Source organism: Cellulomonas sp. URHE0023, assembly GCF_000688475.1.
Classification (GTDB): domain Bacteria; phylum Actinomycetota; class Actinomycetes; order Actinomycetales; family Cellulomonadaceae; genus Cellulomonas.
Genome location: NZ_JIAN01000005.1, coordinates 1,152,035 through 1,168,039, shown reverse-complemented (window position 1 = coordinate 1,168,039; position 16,005 = coordinate 1,152,035). Strand labels below are relative to the sequence as shown.

17 protein-coding genes are annotated in these 16,005 nt (G+C 71.7%); 7 read left to right on the top strand and 10 right to left on the bottom strand.

Going from position 1 to position 16,005, the window contains the following annotated elements; translation table 11 throughout:
- Positions 1 to 104: 104 nt before the first annotated feature.
- Positions 105 to 908, top strand: coding sequence for a hypothetical protein (locus N553_RS0105990; protein WP_028045771.1), 804 nt, complete (start codon positions 105 to 107; stop codon positions 906 to 908).
- A gap of 46 nt (positions 909 to 954) precedes the next feature.
- Here N553_RS0105990 and N553_RS0105985 read toward each other — a convergent pair whose 3' ends face one another.
- The 6 genes from N553_RS0105985 to N553_RS0105960 form a co-directional block, all read right to left on the bottom strand.
- On the bottom strand, positions 955 to 3,018 hold the full coding sequence (locus N553_RS0105985) for an AAA family ATPase (RefSeq protein ID WP_028045770.1): 2,064 nt from the start codon (positions 3,016 to 3,018) through the stop codon (positions 955 to 957).
- A 99-nt stretch (positions 3,019 to 3,117) separates the two neighbouring features.
- On the bottom strand, positions 3,118 to 3,636 hold the full coding sequence (locus N553_RS0105980; RefSeq protein WP_156043714.1) for a hypothetical protein: 519 nt from the start codon (positions 3,634 to 3,636) through the stop codon (positions 3,118 to 3,120).
- A gap of 42 nt (positions 3,637 to 3,678) precedes the next feature.
- Positions 3,679 to 4,296: a LysE family transporter gene (locus N553_RS0105975; protein WP_028045768.1), complete on the bottom strand. Its 618-nt coding sequence runs from the start codon at positions 4,294 to 4,296 to the stop codon at positions 3,679 to 3,681.
- Complete coding sequence (locus N553_RS0105970; RefSeq protein ID WP_028045767.1) at positions 4,293 to 4,886, bottom strand: TetR/AcrR family transcriptional regulator; 594 nt, start codon at positions 4,884 to 4,886, stop codon at positions 4,293 to 4,295. Before N553_RS0105970 ends, N553_RS0105975 begins: the two co-directional genes overlap by 4 nt.
- Positions 4,887 to 4,923: 37 nt before the next feature.
- Positions 4,924 to 5,553 carry a flavin reductase family protein gene (locus N553_RS0105965; RefSeq protein WP_034620704.1) on the bottom strand — a complete coding sequence of 210 codons (630 nt, stop codon included), beginning with the start codon at positions 5,551 to 5,553 and terminating at the stop codon, positions 4,924 to 4,926.
- A gap of 137 nt (positions 5,554 to 5,690) precedes the next feature.
- Positions 5,691 to 6,293, bottom strand: a complete 603-nt coding sequence (locus tag N553_RS0105960; protein ID WP_034620702.1) for a TetR/AcrR family transcriptional regulator — start codon at positions 6,291 to 6,293, stop codon at positions 5,691 to 5,693.
- A 91-nt stretch (positions 6,294 to 6,384) separates the two neighbouring features.
- On the opposite strand from N553_RS0105960, the gene N553_RS21370 reads away from it, so the two are divergent.
- A complete protein-coding gene (locus N553_RS21370; RefSeq protein WP_051640016.1) occupies positions 6,385 to 7,803 on the top strand; it encodes an MFS transporter in 1,419 nt (472 codons plus the stop codon).
- Between the two features lie 37 nt (positions 7,804 to 7,840).
- Positions 7,841 to 8,215 carry a hypothetical protein gene (locus N553_RS0105950; protein WP_028045764.1) on the top strand — a complete coding sequence of 125 codons (375 nt, stop codon included), beginning with the start codon at positions 7,841 to 7,843 and terminating at the stop codon, positions 8,213 to 8,215.
- A gap of 64 nt (positions 8,216 to 8,279) precedes the next feature.
- On the opposite strand, the gene N553_RS0105945 is transcribed toward N553_RS0105950, so the two are convergent.
- Together N553_RS0105945 and N553_RS0105940 are read right to left on the bottom strand one after the other, a co-directional pair.
- Complete coding sequence (locus N553_RS0105945) at positions 8,280 to 8,864, bottom strand: sugar O-acetyltransferase (RefSeq protein ID WP_028045763.1); 585 nt, start codon at positions 8,862 to 8,864, stop codon at positions 8,280 to 8,282.
- Positions 8,861 to 9,745, bottom strand: coding sequence for a helix-turn-helix transcriptional regulator (locus N553_RS0105940; RefSeq protein ID WP_028045762.1), 885 nt, complete (start codon positions 9,743 to 9,745; stop codon positions 8,861 to 8,863). Before N553_RS0105940 ends, N553_RS0105945 begins: the two co-directional genes overlap by 4 nt.
- A 142-nt stretch (positions 9,746 to 9,887) precedes the next feature.
- Between N553_RS0105940 and N553_RS0105935 the strand changes: the two genes are divergently transcribed.
- Both N553_RS0105935 and N553_RS0105930 read left to right on the top strand, forming a co-directional pair.
- Complete coding sequence (locus N553_RS0105935) at positions 9,888 to 10,907, top strand: zinc-dependent alcohol dehydrogenase family protein (protein ID WP_028045761.1); 1,020 nt, start codon at positions 9,888 to 9,890, stop codon at positions 10,905 to 10,907.
- Positions 10,908 to 10,930: 23 nt separating this feature from the next.
- Entirely contained in the window at positions 10,931 to 11,329 is a 399-nt protein-coding gene (locus N553_RS0105930) for a cupin domain-containing protein (RefSeq protein WP_028045760.1), read from the top strand.
- A 36-nt stretch (positions 11,330 to 11,365) separates the two neighbouring features.
- Here N553_RS0105930 and N553_RS0105925 read toward each other — a convergent pair whose 3' ends face one another.
- Positions 11,366 to 11,983 (bottom strand): hypothetical protein, encoded by a 618-nt coding sequence (locus tag N553_RS0105925; protein ID WP_034621217.1) that lies wholly within the window; start codon positions 11,981 to 11,983, stop codon positions 11,366 to 11,368.
- Between the two features lie 90 nt (positions 11,984 to 12,073).
- Entirely contained in the window at positions 12,074 to 12,967 is an 894-nt protein-coding gene (locus N553_RS0105920) for an aminoglycoside phosphotransferase family protein (RefSeq protein ID WP_028045758.1), read from the bottom strand.
- 180 nt (positions 12,968 to 13,147) lie between these two features.
- On the opposite strand from N553_RS0105920, the gene N553_RS21365 reads away from it, so the two are divergent.
- Positions 13,148 to 13,939: an alpha/beta fold hydrolase gene (locus N553_RS21365; RefSeq protein ID WP_051639861.1), complete on the top strand. Its 792-nt coding sequence runs from the start codon at positions 13,148 to 13,150 to the stop codon at positions 13,937 to 13,939.
- 88 nt (positions 13,940 to 14,027) lie between these two features.
- Entirely contained in the window at positions 14,028 to 15,998 is a 1,971-nt protein-coding gene (locus N553_RS0105910) for a right-handed parallel beta-helix repeat-containing protein (protein ID WP_028045757.1), read from the top strand.
- Positions 15,999 to 16,005 lie beyond the last annotated feature (7 nt).

Sequence of the window (16,005 nt, the reverse complement as noted above, 5' to 3'; positions counted from 1 at the left end):
GAGAGCCGGGTGGCGACTCTGCTGCGCCGACATGATGGGGGCTCAGCGTGGCAACAATCTCTCGGGGACCGGACGCAGCGTCACGCGGGCGTAGGGGTTTCGCAGTGGCGGCCGGTGTCGTCGTACTCGTCGCGGGCCTGACCGCGTGCGGCGACGGGGGCCGCAAGGACCACGAGGAGGCCCTGGCGGCCTACACCGCGTCCGTCGACGAGTTCCAGGCGAAGCGCGCGGCCTACGACGAGGCGCACGCCAAGGTCGCGGCCCTGGTCGCTCCGGCCACCGAGGCCCGGGCGAGCGTCCCGGCCGACGACCCGATCGCGACGGCGTTGGACGCCAAGCTGGCGCTCGTCGACGACGCCGATCCCGCCACGCTCGTCGAGGCCGACGCGAGCGAGTCACCCAAGGACGTCAAGGGCTCGACGACCGAGCTGCGCGAGGCCACGGACGCCAACACCGAGGCTGCTGCCCGGCTGGCGAAGGCGACCGCCACGGACGAAGCGACCTTCACGGCCCTCGAGCCACTCGCCGCCGAGGCTGTCCTCGTCGACCGCATCGTGAAGTGGAATGCCCTGCACACCCGCTGGGAAGACATGGTGAACGCCAAGTTCGTGCCGAAGCTCGAAGAGGTGGCCCAGTACTGCAAGTCCATCGGTCAGTTCCAGATCCTTCCCCAGTGCCTGGACCAGCGCCTGCTCTTCGCCGATGCACCGCACTACGCCATGAGCGAGTGGATGGACGACAACGCTGAGGTCAGTACCGCGGAGACGGACGTCGCGGCCGCGGTCGACCGGAGCACGCTGGCCGGCGCGGAGGATGCGACGTCGCGCGCCACACAGGTCGAGGCCGTGACGGCGCGCCTCGAGGGTCAGCTCGAGGCCGGGTTCCAGGCCGGGGCCAGCATGCCCTGACCCCGGCTGGGCGCGCCGGCGAGGAGACGGTCCCTTCGCGCGCCGCTCACGCCGCCGGCTGGGTCGACGGCACGTCAGGTTCGGTCCGCAGCTCGCGCGGGAGCGGCTCCTGGTGGAGCACGACCAGGTCGGACACCGCTCGGGTGAGGACCACGTAGAGGCGGTTCCACCCTCGCGGCTCCTCTGCGACGATGCGCGCCGGCTCGAGGGCGACCACCGTGTCGAACTCCAGCCCCTTCACCACCGTGGCCGGCACGACGGTGAGGCGGTGGACGGCCAGGTCCTCGGGGGTGCCCCACGCGAGGCCTGCCCGCGACAGCCCCTGGGCGGCGGCCTCCACGAGCGAGTCGGGTACGACCAGTCCGACCGATCCCTCTCGCTCGAGGGCAGCACGGCACTCCTCGACCGCGGCCGCGACGGTGTCCGGGACGAGACGCACCCGCAGGGAGCCGTCGTGGCGCAGCGACGACGCGACGGGGACGTCGAGGTCCAGCGCGGGGACGAGCCGGTTGGCGTAGTCCATGAGCACGGACGGGACGCGGAAGCCGGTGGTCAGGTGAACCACCGCGGCCTCGGGCCGGCCCAGATGCGTCGCCGTCTCGCTCCAGCTGCGGGCCGCCCACGGCGTGGTGCCCTGCGCCAGGTCACCGAGCACGGTGAGCGATCCGTGCGTGCTGCGCCGCGCGAGCGCACGGCACTGCATGGGCGACAGGTCCTGAGCCTCGTCCACGACGATGTGGCTGTAGCGCCGCGGCTGGTCGATGAGCCCGGCCACCTCGTCCAGCAGGTACGCGTCGCTGCTGCTCCACCGAGCGGCACGGTACGAGCGCGCCGGCCGAACCTGGTGCAGCAGCTCTTGTTCCGCGTCGGTCAGGATCGCCTCGGCGGACTCGGCGAGCAACGCACGGTCGGACAGGAGCCGGTGCACGAGCTCCTCGGGTGTGACCGCGGGCCACACCGCGTCGAGGAACCGCGTCACCGGTCGGCTCCGGCTCGTCGCGCGGAACCAGGACTCGCTGGGAGCCTGCGAGTCGCGCACCTCGATCTGGCGCTGCAGCCGGCCCACCACGCGCGCGCGGAGCCGGTCGCGGCCCGTGGAGTAGGTGGGGGAGGACTCCCTCACCTCCTGCACCACCCGGTCCAGAGCCGCGGGGCCGAGCGTGTAGCGGTAGGAACCGTAGGTCACGGTCACCGGTTCCTGAGCCGGCACCACCTGGCTCCAGAGGGCGCGGTGCAGCAGGGACGCCATGCGCACGTCGTGCTTGAGCGCGGCGACGGCCGGCTCGTCGACGCGCCGTGCGTCGACCGGGTACAGCTCGTCGATGCTGATCTGCTCGACGTCGAGCTCACCGAGGGCCGGCAGGACGGTGCTCACGAACTGGATCAGGGCGCGGTTCGGCCCGACGACGAGGACGCCACCGCGCTCGAGCCGCTGACGGTGCGTGAAGAGGAGGTAGGCCGCGCGGTGCAGCCCGACGGCGGTCTTGCCCGTCCCCGGCCCGCCCTGCACGCACAACGAGACGTCCAGGTCGGCGCGCACGAGCTCGTCCTGCTCGGGCTGGATCGTCGCGACGATGTCCCGCATGGGGCCGACGCGGGGGCGCTCGATCTCGTCCGTGAGGATGCGGCTGGACGGGCCCGACTCCTGCCCTCGGTCGAGGTGGTCGTCCTCGAAGCTCGTCAGCTCGCCGCCCGAGGAGCCGAAGCGGCGTCGGACCGCCACGTTGAGAGGCTCCCGGGTGCTCGCGCGGTAGAACGCCCTCGACACGGGTGCGCGCCAGTCGAGCACGAGCGGGTGGCTCGCGTCATCGGTGACGTGCCGGCGACCGACGTAGTACCGGGTGGCGCCGTCGTCGAGCGCGTCCGTGAGGTCCAGCCGGCCGAAGAACAGCGGCGTGCTCGCCTGGTCCGACAGCTGCGCGACGCGGCGGGTCAGGGTGAAGCCGAGCCGCTCGGCGGCGTACGCGTCGCCCCCTGTCCCGGCGCCGACGTCCAGCAGGTTCTCGGCGCGTTCGCGCATGCGGCGCAGGGCGTCCCGGGCTGCCGCCAGGTACTGCCGCTCGGAGTCGAGCTCGTCCGTGAGCGCCGCGGGCGGTTCGTGCGGCGTCATGACACCCTCCGGCCGCCGGGACGCGGCGCGGTCGGCATCCGCCCACGGGAGGCGACGTCGCGTGCCTCGGTCAGACCCCCGTGTGCCACGGCCGAAAGCCTATCGAGGTGGTCCCACCGGCCGGCGCGACCCCTCAGCGGCGGGCGTGTGCCGCCGTTCTCGGGCGCGGACCACGAGCACCGTCGCGGTCCAGACCAGCGCAGCACCGACGAACGCGCACGAGACGGCGACGAACGTGCCCGGGAACTGCTGGTGAAGCTGGGCGGTGCAGTACGCATCCGCGGTCACGCCGGCCGCGAGCTCGGCGTCGTAGACGTCGTCCTCGAAGCAGCTGCGGCCGATGGCGTACGCCCCGGCCGCCAGGAACATCCCCCACGGGAGCAGAAGGACCAGGAGCCAGCGCAGCTCTTGGAGGAGCGACATCGTCGGGCGTCCCGTGAGCCGCCGCCGCTGCTGGGCGAGCCGCCGCAGCGTGTACGCAGTCAGCCACGGCGCGACGATGACCAGTAACCAGAAGACGGTCGCATCCACCACCCGCATCACCTCCGTCCCGGGCGAGACTAGGTCGCGGTCGACGTCGGAACGGCTGAACGAGCCCTCGGTCACCCGTACGCGCACGTGATCGACCTGACGCTCGCCTCAGACCAGCGGCCGGTCCACTCAGTGCACGGCCGCGAGGACGATGCCGACGGCGATGAACAAGCAGCCGAACACGCGGTTCACGGTCCGCCGGCCCGACTCCTCCGCGGTGAGGCGGACGAGCCCGCGCGCGGCGCTCGCGAAGAGGAACCACATGACGAGGACGTCGACCGCGACGACGGTGGCCGCGACGATGGCGTACTGCGGCACGAGCGCCCGGTCGAGCCGCACGAACTGCGGCAGGAAGGCAAGGAAGAACACGATCGCCTTGGGGTTGGTCAGGTTCACCAGGAGGCCGCGGCGGAACATCGACGACGCGGGCTCGCGGACCGGCTCGGTGACGGCGCCGACAGCAGACGACGCCCGGAGCTGACGCACGCCGAGGTAGATCAGGTAGGCCGCGCCGACGTAGCGGATCGCGTCGAAGGCCAGCTGCGAGCGGCTGACCAGTGCACCCACGCCCGCGGCGACGATGGCGATGTGCACCAGGAGCGCGACCTGCTGGCCGAGGATTCCCCAGATCGAGCGGGTCCACCCGGAACCCAGCGAGTTGGACATCGTGTTGACGGCCCCTGCGCCGGGCGTGCAGGAGATCACCAGGCAGGCGCCGACGAGCGCGAGCCACAGCGACAGGCTCACCCGCAGAGCACCGGGACGTAGATGTCGTCGACGATCTCGTCGATGACGTCGTCGGGCACGCGCCCGAGCCTCATGAGGGCCTCGTGCCGGAACAGGTCGAACGCGAGGGTGCGCGTCCGCGGTGTGAGCCGGTCGGCGCGCACCTCGCCGCGGGCGACGGCCCGGTCCACGATCGTGTCCACCGAGGACTGTCGCTCCCCGACGATCGATGCGCGCAGGTCCGCCGGCGTGCTTCCCGTCTCCAGGAAGTAGTCACCCAGGTACGACGTGATCAGCGCCGTGATCGCGATGCGCTTCTCGTTCGCCTCGCGCAGCAGCGCCACGGTGTCGTCGCGGAGGCTGCCGGTGTCCGGGACCTCGATCACGTGGCGCAGCAGCTCGTGCGCGACGGCGGCGCGGACGAGCTCGGGCTTGGTGGCCCATCGTCGGGTGATCACGGGACGGCTGGTCCCGGCACTATGTGCGACGGAGTCGAAGGTCAGCGCTCCGTACCCGCGCTTGACGAGCTCCTGCCAGGCGGAGCTGAGCAGCGCGTCCTCGAGCGCCGCACCGCGTCGACGGGATGCCGGTGCGACGGTGTCAAGATGCATGTACGGATCTTATCAACGGAGGATCCGGAGTTGGCGGTCAGCGGTACCACTCCTCGGCGATCGACGAGAGCGTGGACGGCCGCACACGGTCCCCCAGGCCGTAGAACTGCTGGAAGCTCATGATGAGAGGGCGCCAGCGATCGGGGTCGATCCGGTTGGCGGTGCCGGCGACCTTCAAGGACTCCTCGACGTGCACGTGCGTGACCGTGAGCTCGACGGCCGCCGTCCCGCCGTCGCTGCCACCGAGCGCATGGATGTGGGTGACGGTCGCCTCAAGGTGCACGGGGCACTCGGCGACGCGGGACGGTGCCACCGTGGTGGACTCCGCCGGGGTGACCCCGGCCCGGCCGAACTTGTCAGGCTCGTAGCGGTAGCCCACCGCGCGCTTGCGGGCCGAGACGGGGTCGTTCCCGGTGGTCAGAGCGAGCCGGTCCACAGCACCGACCTGGTGCACCGACGGCAGGTTGAGCACGCACTGCCCGGTCTCGGCGAGGTTCGCAAGGGTGCGCGACCGCCTGCCCAGACCGATCACCGCGGTGTGGCCGAGCCAGAAGACCGAGGAGATCGGTGCCAGGTTGGGCCTGCCGTCCGCACCGATGGTGCTGACCAGCACGACGGGTGTGCCGAAGTAGAGGATCGACGGGTCGATCGAGACGTGCGGCGTCATCACAGGGCCTCCGAGACCGGCGTAGCGGGCGAGAGGTCGCCCTCACCGAGGAGACGCGCCGGCTGGGCGGAACGTGAGGCCCGTGGTGAATCGGGCTGCACGTCGGTCATGCCGGCGGGTTGCCTGCAGATCCGTGTCTAGACCCGGACGGAGCCTCCAGAACCGGTCGGCGTGACGGCGGCGACCACGGTGGCCACCACCGCGCGCTCGCCTTCCTCGAGTGCCATGTTCCCGGTGCTGAACTCCCGGGCCGCTGCGTGCATGACGCTGTACGTCACGGTGACCAGCCAGTCGGCGGTCAGGTCGGACCGGAAGTCGCCTGAGGCCTGTCCTCGGTGGATCAGCTCGGTCATGCGCGTCAGGTGCGGGTCGTGCTGCGATCGGATGCGCTCGGGCGGCAGCTCGGTCTCGGCCGCGGCGAGCAGCCCTCGGTACCGGTGGACGACGCGCCAGCTCGCTCGCACGATGCGGACGAGAGCGTCGACGGGATCCCCTGCGGTGTCGACATCATGGAGCAGCTCGACCGAGCGCTCGCTCACGTTCCGGAAGACCGCGTCGACGAGCTCCGCGCGCGTGGCGAAGTGCCCGTAGAGCGTCACTCGGCCCACCCCGGCGGCCTCGGCGATGCGCGACATGGTGGCGTGGGGATCCTCGGCCAGGCAGGTCTGCGCCGCCTCGAGGATCGCTGCGGCGTTGCGCACCGCATCGGCACGCGGTGCACGGTCCGTCGGTCGGGCCATCACGCGTCACTCTCCTAAGTCAAACACTTGTGTTCGACATCAGCGTAGCGTAGACATCTCGTACAGCAATGTACGAGATAAGGAGATGCGCATGACCACCACGACCGCCGCACGGCTCGAGGGCCGCGCTCAGACATCGAGGGGCCGGGCCACGGTCCTCGGCCTCCTCGCCACCGCCCAGCTCATGCTGATCCTCGACATGACCGTGGTGAACGTCGCGCTGCCGGCGATCAGCTCAGAGCTCGGACTCACGACGACGTCCATCGCGTGGGTGCTGACCAGCTACACGGTGACGTTCGGCGGACTGATGCTCCTTGGTGGACGGGTCGCCGATCTCGTCGGCCCGCGTCCCTGCGTGACCACCGGTCTGCTCGTGTTCGTCGGGGCGTCGATCCTCAGCGGGGCCGCCCAGACCCCCGAGATGCTGCTCGCCGGCAGAGCGTTGCAAGGGGTAGGCGCCGCGATCCTGTCGCCCGCGGCGCTCGCGCTCGTGCTCTCGGTCCACCCGGGCGAGCACCGGGCACGTGCCATGGGGCTCTGGGGCGCCTTGAGCGGCCTCGGGGGCGCGCTCGGTGTGGTGGTGGGCGGGGTCCTCACCTCCACCGCAGGCTGGCGCTGGATCTTCACCATCAACGTGCCCATCGGCGTGGCCATCCTCGTCTCGATGCCGTTCGTCGTCCCGCACGCGCCTCGACCGCCCCGGGGTCGGAGACTGGACCTGCCGGGAGGCCTCCTCGTCACGGCGGCCACGGGTTCGGCCATCTACGGCCTCACGCAGGTGGCGCAGCACGGGTGGGTGTCGATGAGCACGGCGGCCCCGCTCGCCGTGGCGCTGCTGCTCTACGCCGTGTTCGCCGTGGTGGAGCGCCGGACGCCCGACCCACTGCTGACGGTCACGCTGCTGCGCAGGCGGCCGGTCGCCGCAGGCGCCTTCCTGATGCTGGTCGGAACCGCCCTGATGGTCGGCGGTTTCTTCCTGGGCTCGTTCGCGCTCCAGCGCGTCGACTCGCTCACCGCCGCCCAGGTGGGCCTGGCGTTCCTGCCGGTCGCCGCGGCCGTGGTCCTCGGTGCGCACCTCGCCGGCCGTCTTCTCGGCCGGGTGCCCGCCACCGGCGTCGCCGTCGTCGGGCTGCTCCTCGCCGCCGCAGGGAACGGGGTCGCCGCGCTCGGCACGAGCGCGGTCGCCGTCGTCCTCGGCCTGACGGTCGCGGCGTTCGGCATCGGCGGAACGTTCGTCACGGCGTTCACCGCAGCGCTCGCGGACGCGACGGCCACGACCGGTGGGCTGCGCTCCGCCCTCGTGAACACCTTCCATGAGCTCGGGGGAGCGTTCGGCGTGGCCGTGCTGGCGTCAGTCGTCGGTGCGTCGTTGGCCGCGGTGCCCACCGAAGCCGACCTGACGCGTGCGTTCGGCGTCGCCGCGGTCGCGGCAGCGCTGGCCGCGGCGGGAGCGGCCGCCCTGGTGCCCCGCACGATCCGTACCGACGTCGCCCCCACGCATCACCACTGACCGAACCCAGCCGCCCGACCCGACAGGAGCCGTACCCATGAAATCAGCACTGATCATCGCCACCACCCACCGGATCCTGCCCGGCGCGGGGGACACCCTGAAGGCCGCGACCGAGCGGTACACGGAGCACGTCCGAGCCAACGAACCGGGTCTGATGGCCCACTACAGCTACGTCGACGAGGACAACCTGGAGCTCACGCTGGTCCAGCTGCACCGCGACGCAGCCTCGGCCGACGAGCACGTCCGCGTGGCGGGCGAGCTGATCGGAGCCGGGACGGCGCTCGCGCCCACCGTGCGGATCCAGGTCTACGGCGAACCGGGGCCGATGGTGCTGGCCGCGGTCGAGCGCAACAGTGGAGAGGGAGTCACCGTGGTCATGGCCCCCCACGCCGGTCCCGGGTTCCGCCGATGACCGCGGTAGCGCGCTTTCCTGCCGGTGGTGAGAACGAACTCGCACGCGGTCCCGCTGGGTGGGCTTACTCGGCGGAGGTGTCGAAACCCGTGGCTCGGACCATCCGAGCTGGGACACCGGCTACCACCGTGTCCGCGGCGACGTCCCTGGTGACGACCGCGCCCGCTCCCACGATGGCGCCGTCACCGATGGTCACGCCGGGGACGATCGCGACACCCGCGCCGATCCAGACCTTGCGACCGATGGTGACGGGCGCCGGAACCATGTCGGCGCGTCGCTCCGGATCGGCCTCGTGGTTGAGGGTGACGACCGTGGTGCCGTGCCCGATGAGCGTGCCGTCCCCGATAGTGATCCCGCCAGCGTCCTGGAAGGTGCAGCCGATGTTGATGAAGACGTCGTCGCCGATGACGAGGTTCTTGCCGAACTCGCAGTGGAACGGCGGGAAGACCGTGACCGACTCCGCCACCGGCCGGCCCGTGAGCCGGGACAGCAGATCCCGGACCTCCTGCGGGGTGCGGTAGCCGCTGTTGAGCTCGGCGGTGGTCCGCAGGGCGTCCTGCGCCGTCTCGTGCAGGAAGGCGTGGTGAGCGGAGCCGCCCTCGATGGCGGCTCCGCTGCGCACGTGGTCGAGGAAGTCCTCGAGCTTCACCGGGTGCTCCTGTCCTGGGACTCGACGGGGGCGTCGGCGGCCCACGACGCGAGCAGGCGCAGCCGGTCGGCCGACGGTGAGCCGGGCTCGGCGGTGTAGACCAGCAGCACCTGGCCCGGCTCGGCGGTGATGGCCAGCTCCTCGTACGCGAGCGTGAGGTCGCCGACCACGGGGTGGTGGAACCGCTTGGTCCCGGCGCCGTGGGTGCGGACGTCGTGCGCACCCCACAGCCGGCGGAAGGTCTCGCTGCGCGTGGAGAGCTCGCCGACGAGGTCCTGCAGTCCCTTGTCGTGCGGGTCCCGGCCGGCCTCGGCCCGCATGATCGCGACGCACATCTGCGCGAACAGGTCCCAGTCGGGGTAGAAGTCGTGGGCTGCGGGATCCAGGAACTGGAAACGGGCCAGGTTCGGGGTGCGTCCGCCGTCGCCGATCACCGGGGAGTAGAACGCGCGGCCGAGCGCGTTGGTGGCCAGCAGGTCCTGGTGCTGGTCGCGCACGAACGCGACACCGTCGGTGATCGCCGACAGGGCCCACTGGAGGCTCGGTCGGGGTGTCGCGGGCCGGGTGCTCCGACGACGCGCGCGTCCCGACGAGGGCACGCCGTCCGCGGCGCGGGCGAGGTCGAACAGGTGCGCACGCTCGGTGTCGTCCAGCTGCAGCGCCCGGGCGACGGAGTCCAGCACGGACGCGGACGCTCCGCCGATGGAGCCCCGCTCGAGCTTGGCGTAGTACTCCACGCTCACGCCGGCCAGCGCGGCGACCTCGCTGCGGCGCAGCCCTGGCACGCGCCGGTTGGTCCCCCCGATGACACCCGCCGTGTCCGGGGTGACCTTCGCGCGCCGCGACATCAGGAACTCGCGTACGTCTGCTCGGTTGTCCATGTGAACGACCGTAGGCCGGGTCATGCCGACGTGGGAGTCCGTGCGAAGGGGTGCACTGCCGGTACACCCCTCGTCAGGGACTCCCCGGCGCGCGACGGCCGGGGTTGGCTGGTGGACACACCGACAGAGAGGCACCACCACCATGCGCGCAGTCATCATGTACGCCCCGGGCGACGTCCGGGTCGACCAGACCGAGCGGCCGACGATCGTCGAGCCGACCGACGCGATCATCAAGCTGGCCGCGACCTGCATCTGCGGCTCCGACCTGTGGCCGTACCGCGGCGCGGACGACGTCGACCACCAGCCGATGGGCCACGAGTACGTCGGCGTGGTCGAGGAGATCGGCACGGACGTCACGGCCATCGAGGTCGGCGACTTCGTCGTCGGCACGTTCTTCTCCTCCGACAACACGTGCGAGATCTGCCAGGCGGGCTACCAGACCCACTGCGTGCACCGGGGTCCCGGAGCGGTCCCCGGTGCCCAGGCCGAGTACGCGCGGATCCCGCACGCCGACGGCACCCTCGTCGCGACCCCCGGGATGCCCGACGACGACCTGATCCCCTCGCTGCTGGCCGCTTCCGACGTGCTCGGCACCGGCTGGTTCGCCGCCGTCGCCGCCGAGGTCGGCCCCGGCAAGACCGTTGCTGTCGTCGGTGACGGGGCGGTCGGTCTGCTGGGGGTGCTCGCCGCCAAGCAGCTCGGCGCCGAGCGGATCATCGCGATGTCCCGGCACGCCGACCGTCAGGCACTGGCCCGGGACTTCGGCGCGACCGACATCGTCGAGGAGCGCGGCGACGCCGGTGTGGCCCGGATCAAGGAGCTCACGGGCGGCCTCGGCGCGCACTCCACGATCGAGGCTGTCGGAACCCAGGAGTCGATGATGCAGGCCATCCGCGCCACCCGGGCCGGCGGGCACGTCGGGTACGTCGGCGTCTCCCACGACGTCGCGCTGCCCGGCCAGGAGCTGTTCTTCTCCGGCGTCCACCTGCACGGCGGACCCGCACCGGTGCGCCGCTTCCTGCCCGAGCTGATCAAGCTGATCTGGGACCGCCAGATCGACCCCGGCAAGGTCTTCGACCTCACCCTGCCCCTCGATCAGGCCGCCGAGGGATACCGGGCGATGGACGAGCGGCGCGCCACCAAGGTGCTGCTCACCCTCTGACCACCACGGAAGGACGAGATCACATGCGACTCACCACCAGCGGTGGCCAGTCGGCCACCGGTCCTGAGGACTGGTTCACCGGCACCGTATACATCGACGGCATCCGCAACCCCGACGACCAGTCGGCCGTCGGCTGCGCGCACGTGCGGTTCACCCCCGGCGCACGTACCGCCTGGCACCACCACCCCAAGGGCCAGACGCTGTACGTGACCGACGGCATCGGCTATGTGGCCAGTCGTAGCGGCGAGGTCCGCGAGATCCGCCCCGGCGACGTCGTCTACATCGAGCCCGGCGAGGAGCACTGGCACGGCGCCACGCAGGACCGGTTCATGGCCCACGTCGCCATCCAGGAGGCCGACGAGCACGGCCAGGTCGTCACGTGGCTCGAGCACGTCACCGACAGCGACTACGAGCGACGCTGATCCGACCGCACCCCTCACGGCGACGGCGTGCGCGGGTCACGCCGACGACGGCGCGGGAGCGCGGAGACCGAGCGAGTGCAGCTCGAGGGACGCGAGCGCGCGCATGATCTCGGGATCTCCGCGGCGCCACGCGTTCGCCGGGTCGTCGCTCACGCGGGCGAGCGCACGGACGGGCTGCGTGGCGAGCGCCCGCAGAGCGAACAGGTCCAGGTCGGCTGCGGAGTCCAGGATGCGTGTCGCCGCCCGCGCGCGGTTGACGAACCGCGCGCGGGAGTACAGCCAGCCCGCCGCGACGAGCACGATCGGGACCGCGGCGATCAGGAGCCCGAGGACCAGCGCGAGGTGCAGGGCGCCGTGCTGCACCTCGACGCCTGCGCGTGCGATCGAGTCCCCGGCGCCACCGGCCGTGGTGAACGGGGCGCGTGCGTCGTCGCCCACGAGCGGGAGGTGCGCGACGGTGTCCCCGGCGGAGGACATGCTCTCGGAGAGCGAGGAGCCGGCGTCTTCGAGGGTGCGCCCGGGAGCGGCGAGCCGTGCCACGACCTGGTGCACCCACAGCCCTGCGCGCACCCAGAACACGATCCAGCCGAGGACCAGGAGGTCGCCGACCATCTGGCGTGCACGGCGGCCGGGGGTCTGTGCGTAGAGAGTCACGACCACATCCTTGGCCTGCACCGGCCTCCGTGCTCGGGTTCGGGACCCGTGAGTGCGGCCGAGGTCGGGTCGCGGCTGCGGGTCGGCGCCTCAGCCGTGTGCGGCGTGGTCCGCGAGCACCGTCTGCAGAACGCGCCGAGCAGACGCGTGCGCGACCGGGTCGGCGCGCTGCCGGTCCATCGTGATCAGCGCCTTCCACAGCGCCCACCCCCGCGCTCGGGCCCACATCCCGGAGTCGGCGTCGACCCCTGCCCGGAAGGCGTCTCGCGACGAGCCCTCGAGAACGGTCCAGGTGATGACGAGGTCGCAGGAGGGGTCGCCCCAGCCGGACGTGCCGAAGTCGATGACGGCGCTCAGGGCGCCGCCGCTGACCAGGAGGTTCCCGGGGGCGATGTCACCGTGGAACCAGACGTCCGGCCCGTGCCAGACCGACATCAGCGCGGCCTCCCACACCTCCGTCGCAGCCGGTACGTCGACCTCACCTGCGAGCACCTCGAGCGCCTGACGTGTCTCGTCGTCGTAGTGGCGGACCGGGCCACCACGCCACCAGTTGTGCGCACCCGGCTCCGGGCCCGGTCCGGGTGCGCGTCGCAGCGCCCTGAGGAAGGCCGCGAGATCGACCGCGAACCGCGTCAGGTCCCCAGGCGGGGCCTCGTCGGCGGAGTCGCCGGGCAGCCACCGGTACACGGACCAGGGCCACGGGTACCCGTGACCGGGCGCGCCCTGCGCCACGGGAGCGGGGATGGGAAGCGGAAGGTGCTGGGCCAGCACGGGCAGCCACCGCTGCTCCTTCACCACGGAGTGCGCGTACCCCTCGGCACTGGGCAGGCGGACGAGCAGCTCGTCGCCGAGGCGGAAGGTGCGGTTGTCCACGCCGCTGCGTGGCACCGGTGACACCGGGAGCCCGGACCACTGGGGATGCTGCTCGGCGAGGAGGCGGCGAACCAGGTCGACCGTGATCTGAGGTTCGGCAAGGTCGGTCATCCACTGCAGCGTAGGTCGGGCGTGCCGACTGTTTCACGGCAATTCCGCCCAGCAGGGTGCGCACCCGCGAGGTGACGTTCGCTCAGCCGGACCGCACGTCCCGGCCGGCCGGCCCGGATAGTCTCGCGATGCGACCCTGCCCCGGACCGGTGGGACGGCGCGCTGCCAAGGGAGGCATCGGTGCAGGCACTCACCGTCCATCGGTACGGCAACCCGGACGCCGAGCCGGTGGTGCTGGTCCACGGGCTGACCGACGCAGGGACGACGTGGCCGGACCTGGTGGCGCACTGGGGCGATCGCTGGGACGTCTACGCGCCCGACCTGCGTGGTCATGGACGTTCCCCGCACCTGACCGACGACGAGGTCACGAACGCGTCCGAGGTTCACCTCGCCGACGTCGTGGCTCTCGTCGATGCACTCGCCGAGCCGGTGGCGCTCATCGGGCACTCGCTGGGCGGGAACCTGGCGCTCCGCACGGCGCTGGCGCGACCGGAGAAGGTCTGGGCGTTGGTGCTGGAAGACCCCGCGAAGCCGCCTGTAGGGGGGCCGGACCCGGTGTTCGTCGCCATGACCGAGGACTTCCTCCACTCGATGCGCGACGTTGCCGGACACCCCGAGCACGTCGAGCGCATGCTCGCGGAGACGAGCTGGAGCCGGACCGAGATCGAGGCGTGGGCCGCCTGCAAGCCGGCTGTCGACCTCGAGTACGTGCGGCGCGGGCTGACTCTGGGCGATGCCGCGTGGGAGGAGCTGTTCAACGCGCTGACCGTGCCGACGCTGCTCGTCGTACCGCCGGTGTCGGACATGGCGCCTAGCCCGGAGCTCCTCCACAACCCGCTCGTCCGGACGGTCGTCGTCCCGGACTCGGGCCACTGCGTCCGGCGTGACCAGCCGGGCCTGTACCACCAGTCGGTCGACGAGTTCCTGGCGGAGGCTCGGCGGTTGCGCCGCGGTCCGGACATCGCGCAGTAGGAGGCCGGTTCTCCGGGCGGTAGCTGAGCCGGCGGCGGAGGATGGGCGCGGTAAGCGCCCCGCACCACGCAGGGAAGGCCGACGAACCATGGCAGCTGCGCTCCACGTCGCGATCACCGGCTCGGATGCCGCCGACGGCTCAGCCGATGCACCGCTGCGGACGATCACCAGGGCCGCCGCTCTCGCCCGACCGGGCGACCGCGTCGTCGTGCACGCCGGTGAGTACCGGGAGTGGGTCCGCCCGCAGCGGGGCGGTCTGAGCGACCGGCGCAGGATCACCTACGAGGCCGCGCCCGGCGAGCACGTCGTGATCAAGGGCTCCGAACCGGTCACCGGGTGGGTTCCGGAGGGCGGGACGGTGTGGCGGGTGACGATCCCCAACGCCCTGTTCGGCTCGTTCAACCCCTTCGCCGAGGAGCTCGACGGCGACTGGGCGGTGTACGGACCCGGCGCCGCCCGGACGCACCTGGGCGACGTGTACCTCAACGGGAAGAGCTTCTACGAGGTGCTCGACCGCTCCGCCCTGCCCGACCCGCCGTTGCGGACGACCACCCTCGACCTCTGGACCGGGACCACCGAGACGGTCCGCGACCCGGAGCAGACGAGGTACGTCTGGTTCGCGGAGGCCGGCCCCGACGAGACGACGCTGTGGGCGAACTTCCAGGGCGCGGACCCCAACGCCGAGCTCGTCGAGATCAACGTCCGCCGCTCGGTGTTCTACCCCAGTGAGCACCACCTGGACTACATCACCGTGCGCGGGTTCGAGCTGGCGCACGCGGCGTGCCCCTGGACCCCGCCGACCGCGGACCAGCCGGGCCTCATCGGACCGAACTGGGCCAAGGGCTGGATCATCGAGGACAACGTCATCCACGACGCGAAGTGCTCGGCGATCTCCCTGGGCAAGGAGGCGTCGACGGGCCACAACTACGCGACGTCGCGACGGGACAAGCCGGGGTACCAGTACCAGCTCGAGTCGGTGTTCGCGGCGCGCCAGATCGGCTGGGACCGGGAGCACGTCGGGTCGCACGTCGTGCGTCGCAACACCATCTTCGACTGCGGCCAGAACGGGATCGTCGGTCACCTCGGCGCCGTGTTCTCGACCATCGAGGACAACCACATCTACAACATCGCCGTGAAGCGGGAGTTCTACGGGTACGAGATCGGCGGCATCAAGCTGCACGCCGCCATCGACGTCGAGATCCGGCACAACCGCATCCACGACTGCACGCTGGGAACGTGGCTGGACTGGCAGACCCAGGGCACCCGCGTCTCGCGCAACGTGTTCTACCGCAACACCCGGGACCTGTTCGTCGAGGTGTCCCACGGTCCGTATGTCGTGGACCACAACGTCTTCGGCTCGGCCGCGTCGCTCGAGAACTTCAGCCAGGGCGGCGCCTACGTGCACAACCTGGTGTGCGGCACGGTCTGGCGGCAACCCGTGGTCGAGCGGCCGACGCCGTACCACGTGCCGCACAGCACGCAGGTGGCCGGCTATGCCGCGATCCTGGGCGCCGACGACCGGTACATCGGGAACGTCTTCCTCGGCGACGGCACCGAGGCCTACAGCGCGACCGCCGGCACCGGGCGGTCGGCACGGCACGGCACCGTCGGGTACACGGGCCACCCCCCGACGCTCGCCGCCTACCTCGCGCAGGTCCACGACGTGTCCCGCGGCGACCACGAGCGGTTCACCGGCGTGCTGCAGCCGGCCTACCTGCGCGACAACGTCTTCGTGGGCGGCGCGGAGCCCGTCGACGGCGAGCCCGGCGCTGTGGTGCTCTCGGAGGGTGACGTCCACGTCGCGATCGTCGAGGACGACGAGGGGTGCTTCCTGGAGACCCGCCTCCCGGCCGGGTTCGACGACGCGCGGCTCCCGGTCGTCACCGGGGAGGACCTCGAGCGGGTGCGCTTCGTCGACGCCGACTTCGAGGAGCGGGACGGCAGTCGGCTGGTCCTGGACACCGATCTCCTCGGAGAGCCCAAGGCCGCCGGTTCCGTCGTTGCCGCCGGCCCTGTCGCCGCCCTGGCGTCCGGCGAGTCCCGGACCAGGATCTGGTGAGGGTGAT

What these genes read in the sequence shown, in the direction of transcription:
- N553_RS0105940 (WP_028045762.1), bottom strand. Translation starts at nt 9,745, where the DNA reads ATGGACAACCGAGCAGACGTACGCGAGTTCCTGATGTCGCGGCGCGCG.
- N553_RS0105965 (WP_034620704.1), bottom strand. Translation starts at nt 5,553, where the DNA reads ATGACGCCGCACGTCTCGATCGACCCGTCGATCCTCTACTTCGGCACA.
- N553_RS0105970 (WP_028045767.1), bottom strand. Translation starts at nt 4,886, where the DNA reads ATGCATCTTGACACCGTCGCACCGGCATCCCGTCGACGCGGTGCGGCG.
- N553_RS0105960 (WP_034620702.1), bottom strand. Translation starts at nt 6,293, where the DNA reads ATGGCCCGACCGACGGACCGTGCACCGCGTGCCGATGCGGTGCGCAAC.
- N553_RS0105930 (WP_028045760.1), top strand. Translation starts at nt 10,931, where the DNA reads ATGCGACTCACCACCAGCGGTGGCCAGTCGGCCACCGGTCCTGAGGAC.
- N553_RS21370 (WP_051640016.1), top strand. Translation starts at nt 6,385, where the DNA reads ATGACCACCACGACCGCCGCACGGCTCGAGGGCCGCGCTCAGACATCG.
- N553_RS0105985 (WP_028045770.1), bottom strand. Translation starts at nt 3,018, where the DNA reads ATGACGCCGCACGAACCGCCCGCGGCGCTCACGGACGAGCTCGACTCC.
- N553_RS0105950 (WP_028045764.1), top strand. Translation starts at nt 7,841, where the DNA reads ATGAAATCAGCACTGATCATCGCCACCACCCACCGGATCCTGCCCGGC.
- N553_RS0105920 (WP_028045758.1), bottom strand. Translation starts at nt 12,967, where the DNA reads ATGACCGACCTTGCCGAACCTCAGATCACGGTCGACCTGGTTCGCCGC.
- N553_RS0105910 (WP_028045757.1), top strand. Translation starts at nt 14,028, where the DNA reads ATGGCAGCTGCGCTCCACGTCGCGATCACCGGCTCGGATGCCGCCGAC.
- N553_RS0105935 (WP_028045761.1), top strand. Translation starts at nt 9,888, where the DNA reads ATGCGCGCAGTCATCATGTACGCCCCGGGCGACGTCCGGGTCGACCAG.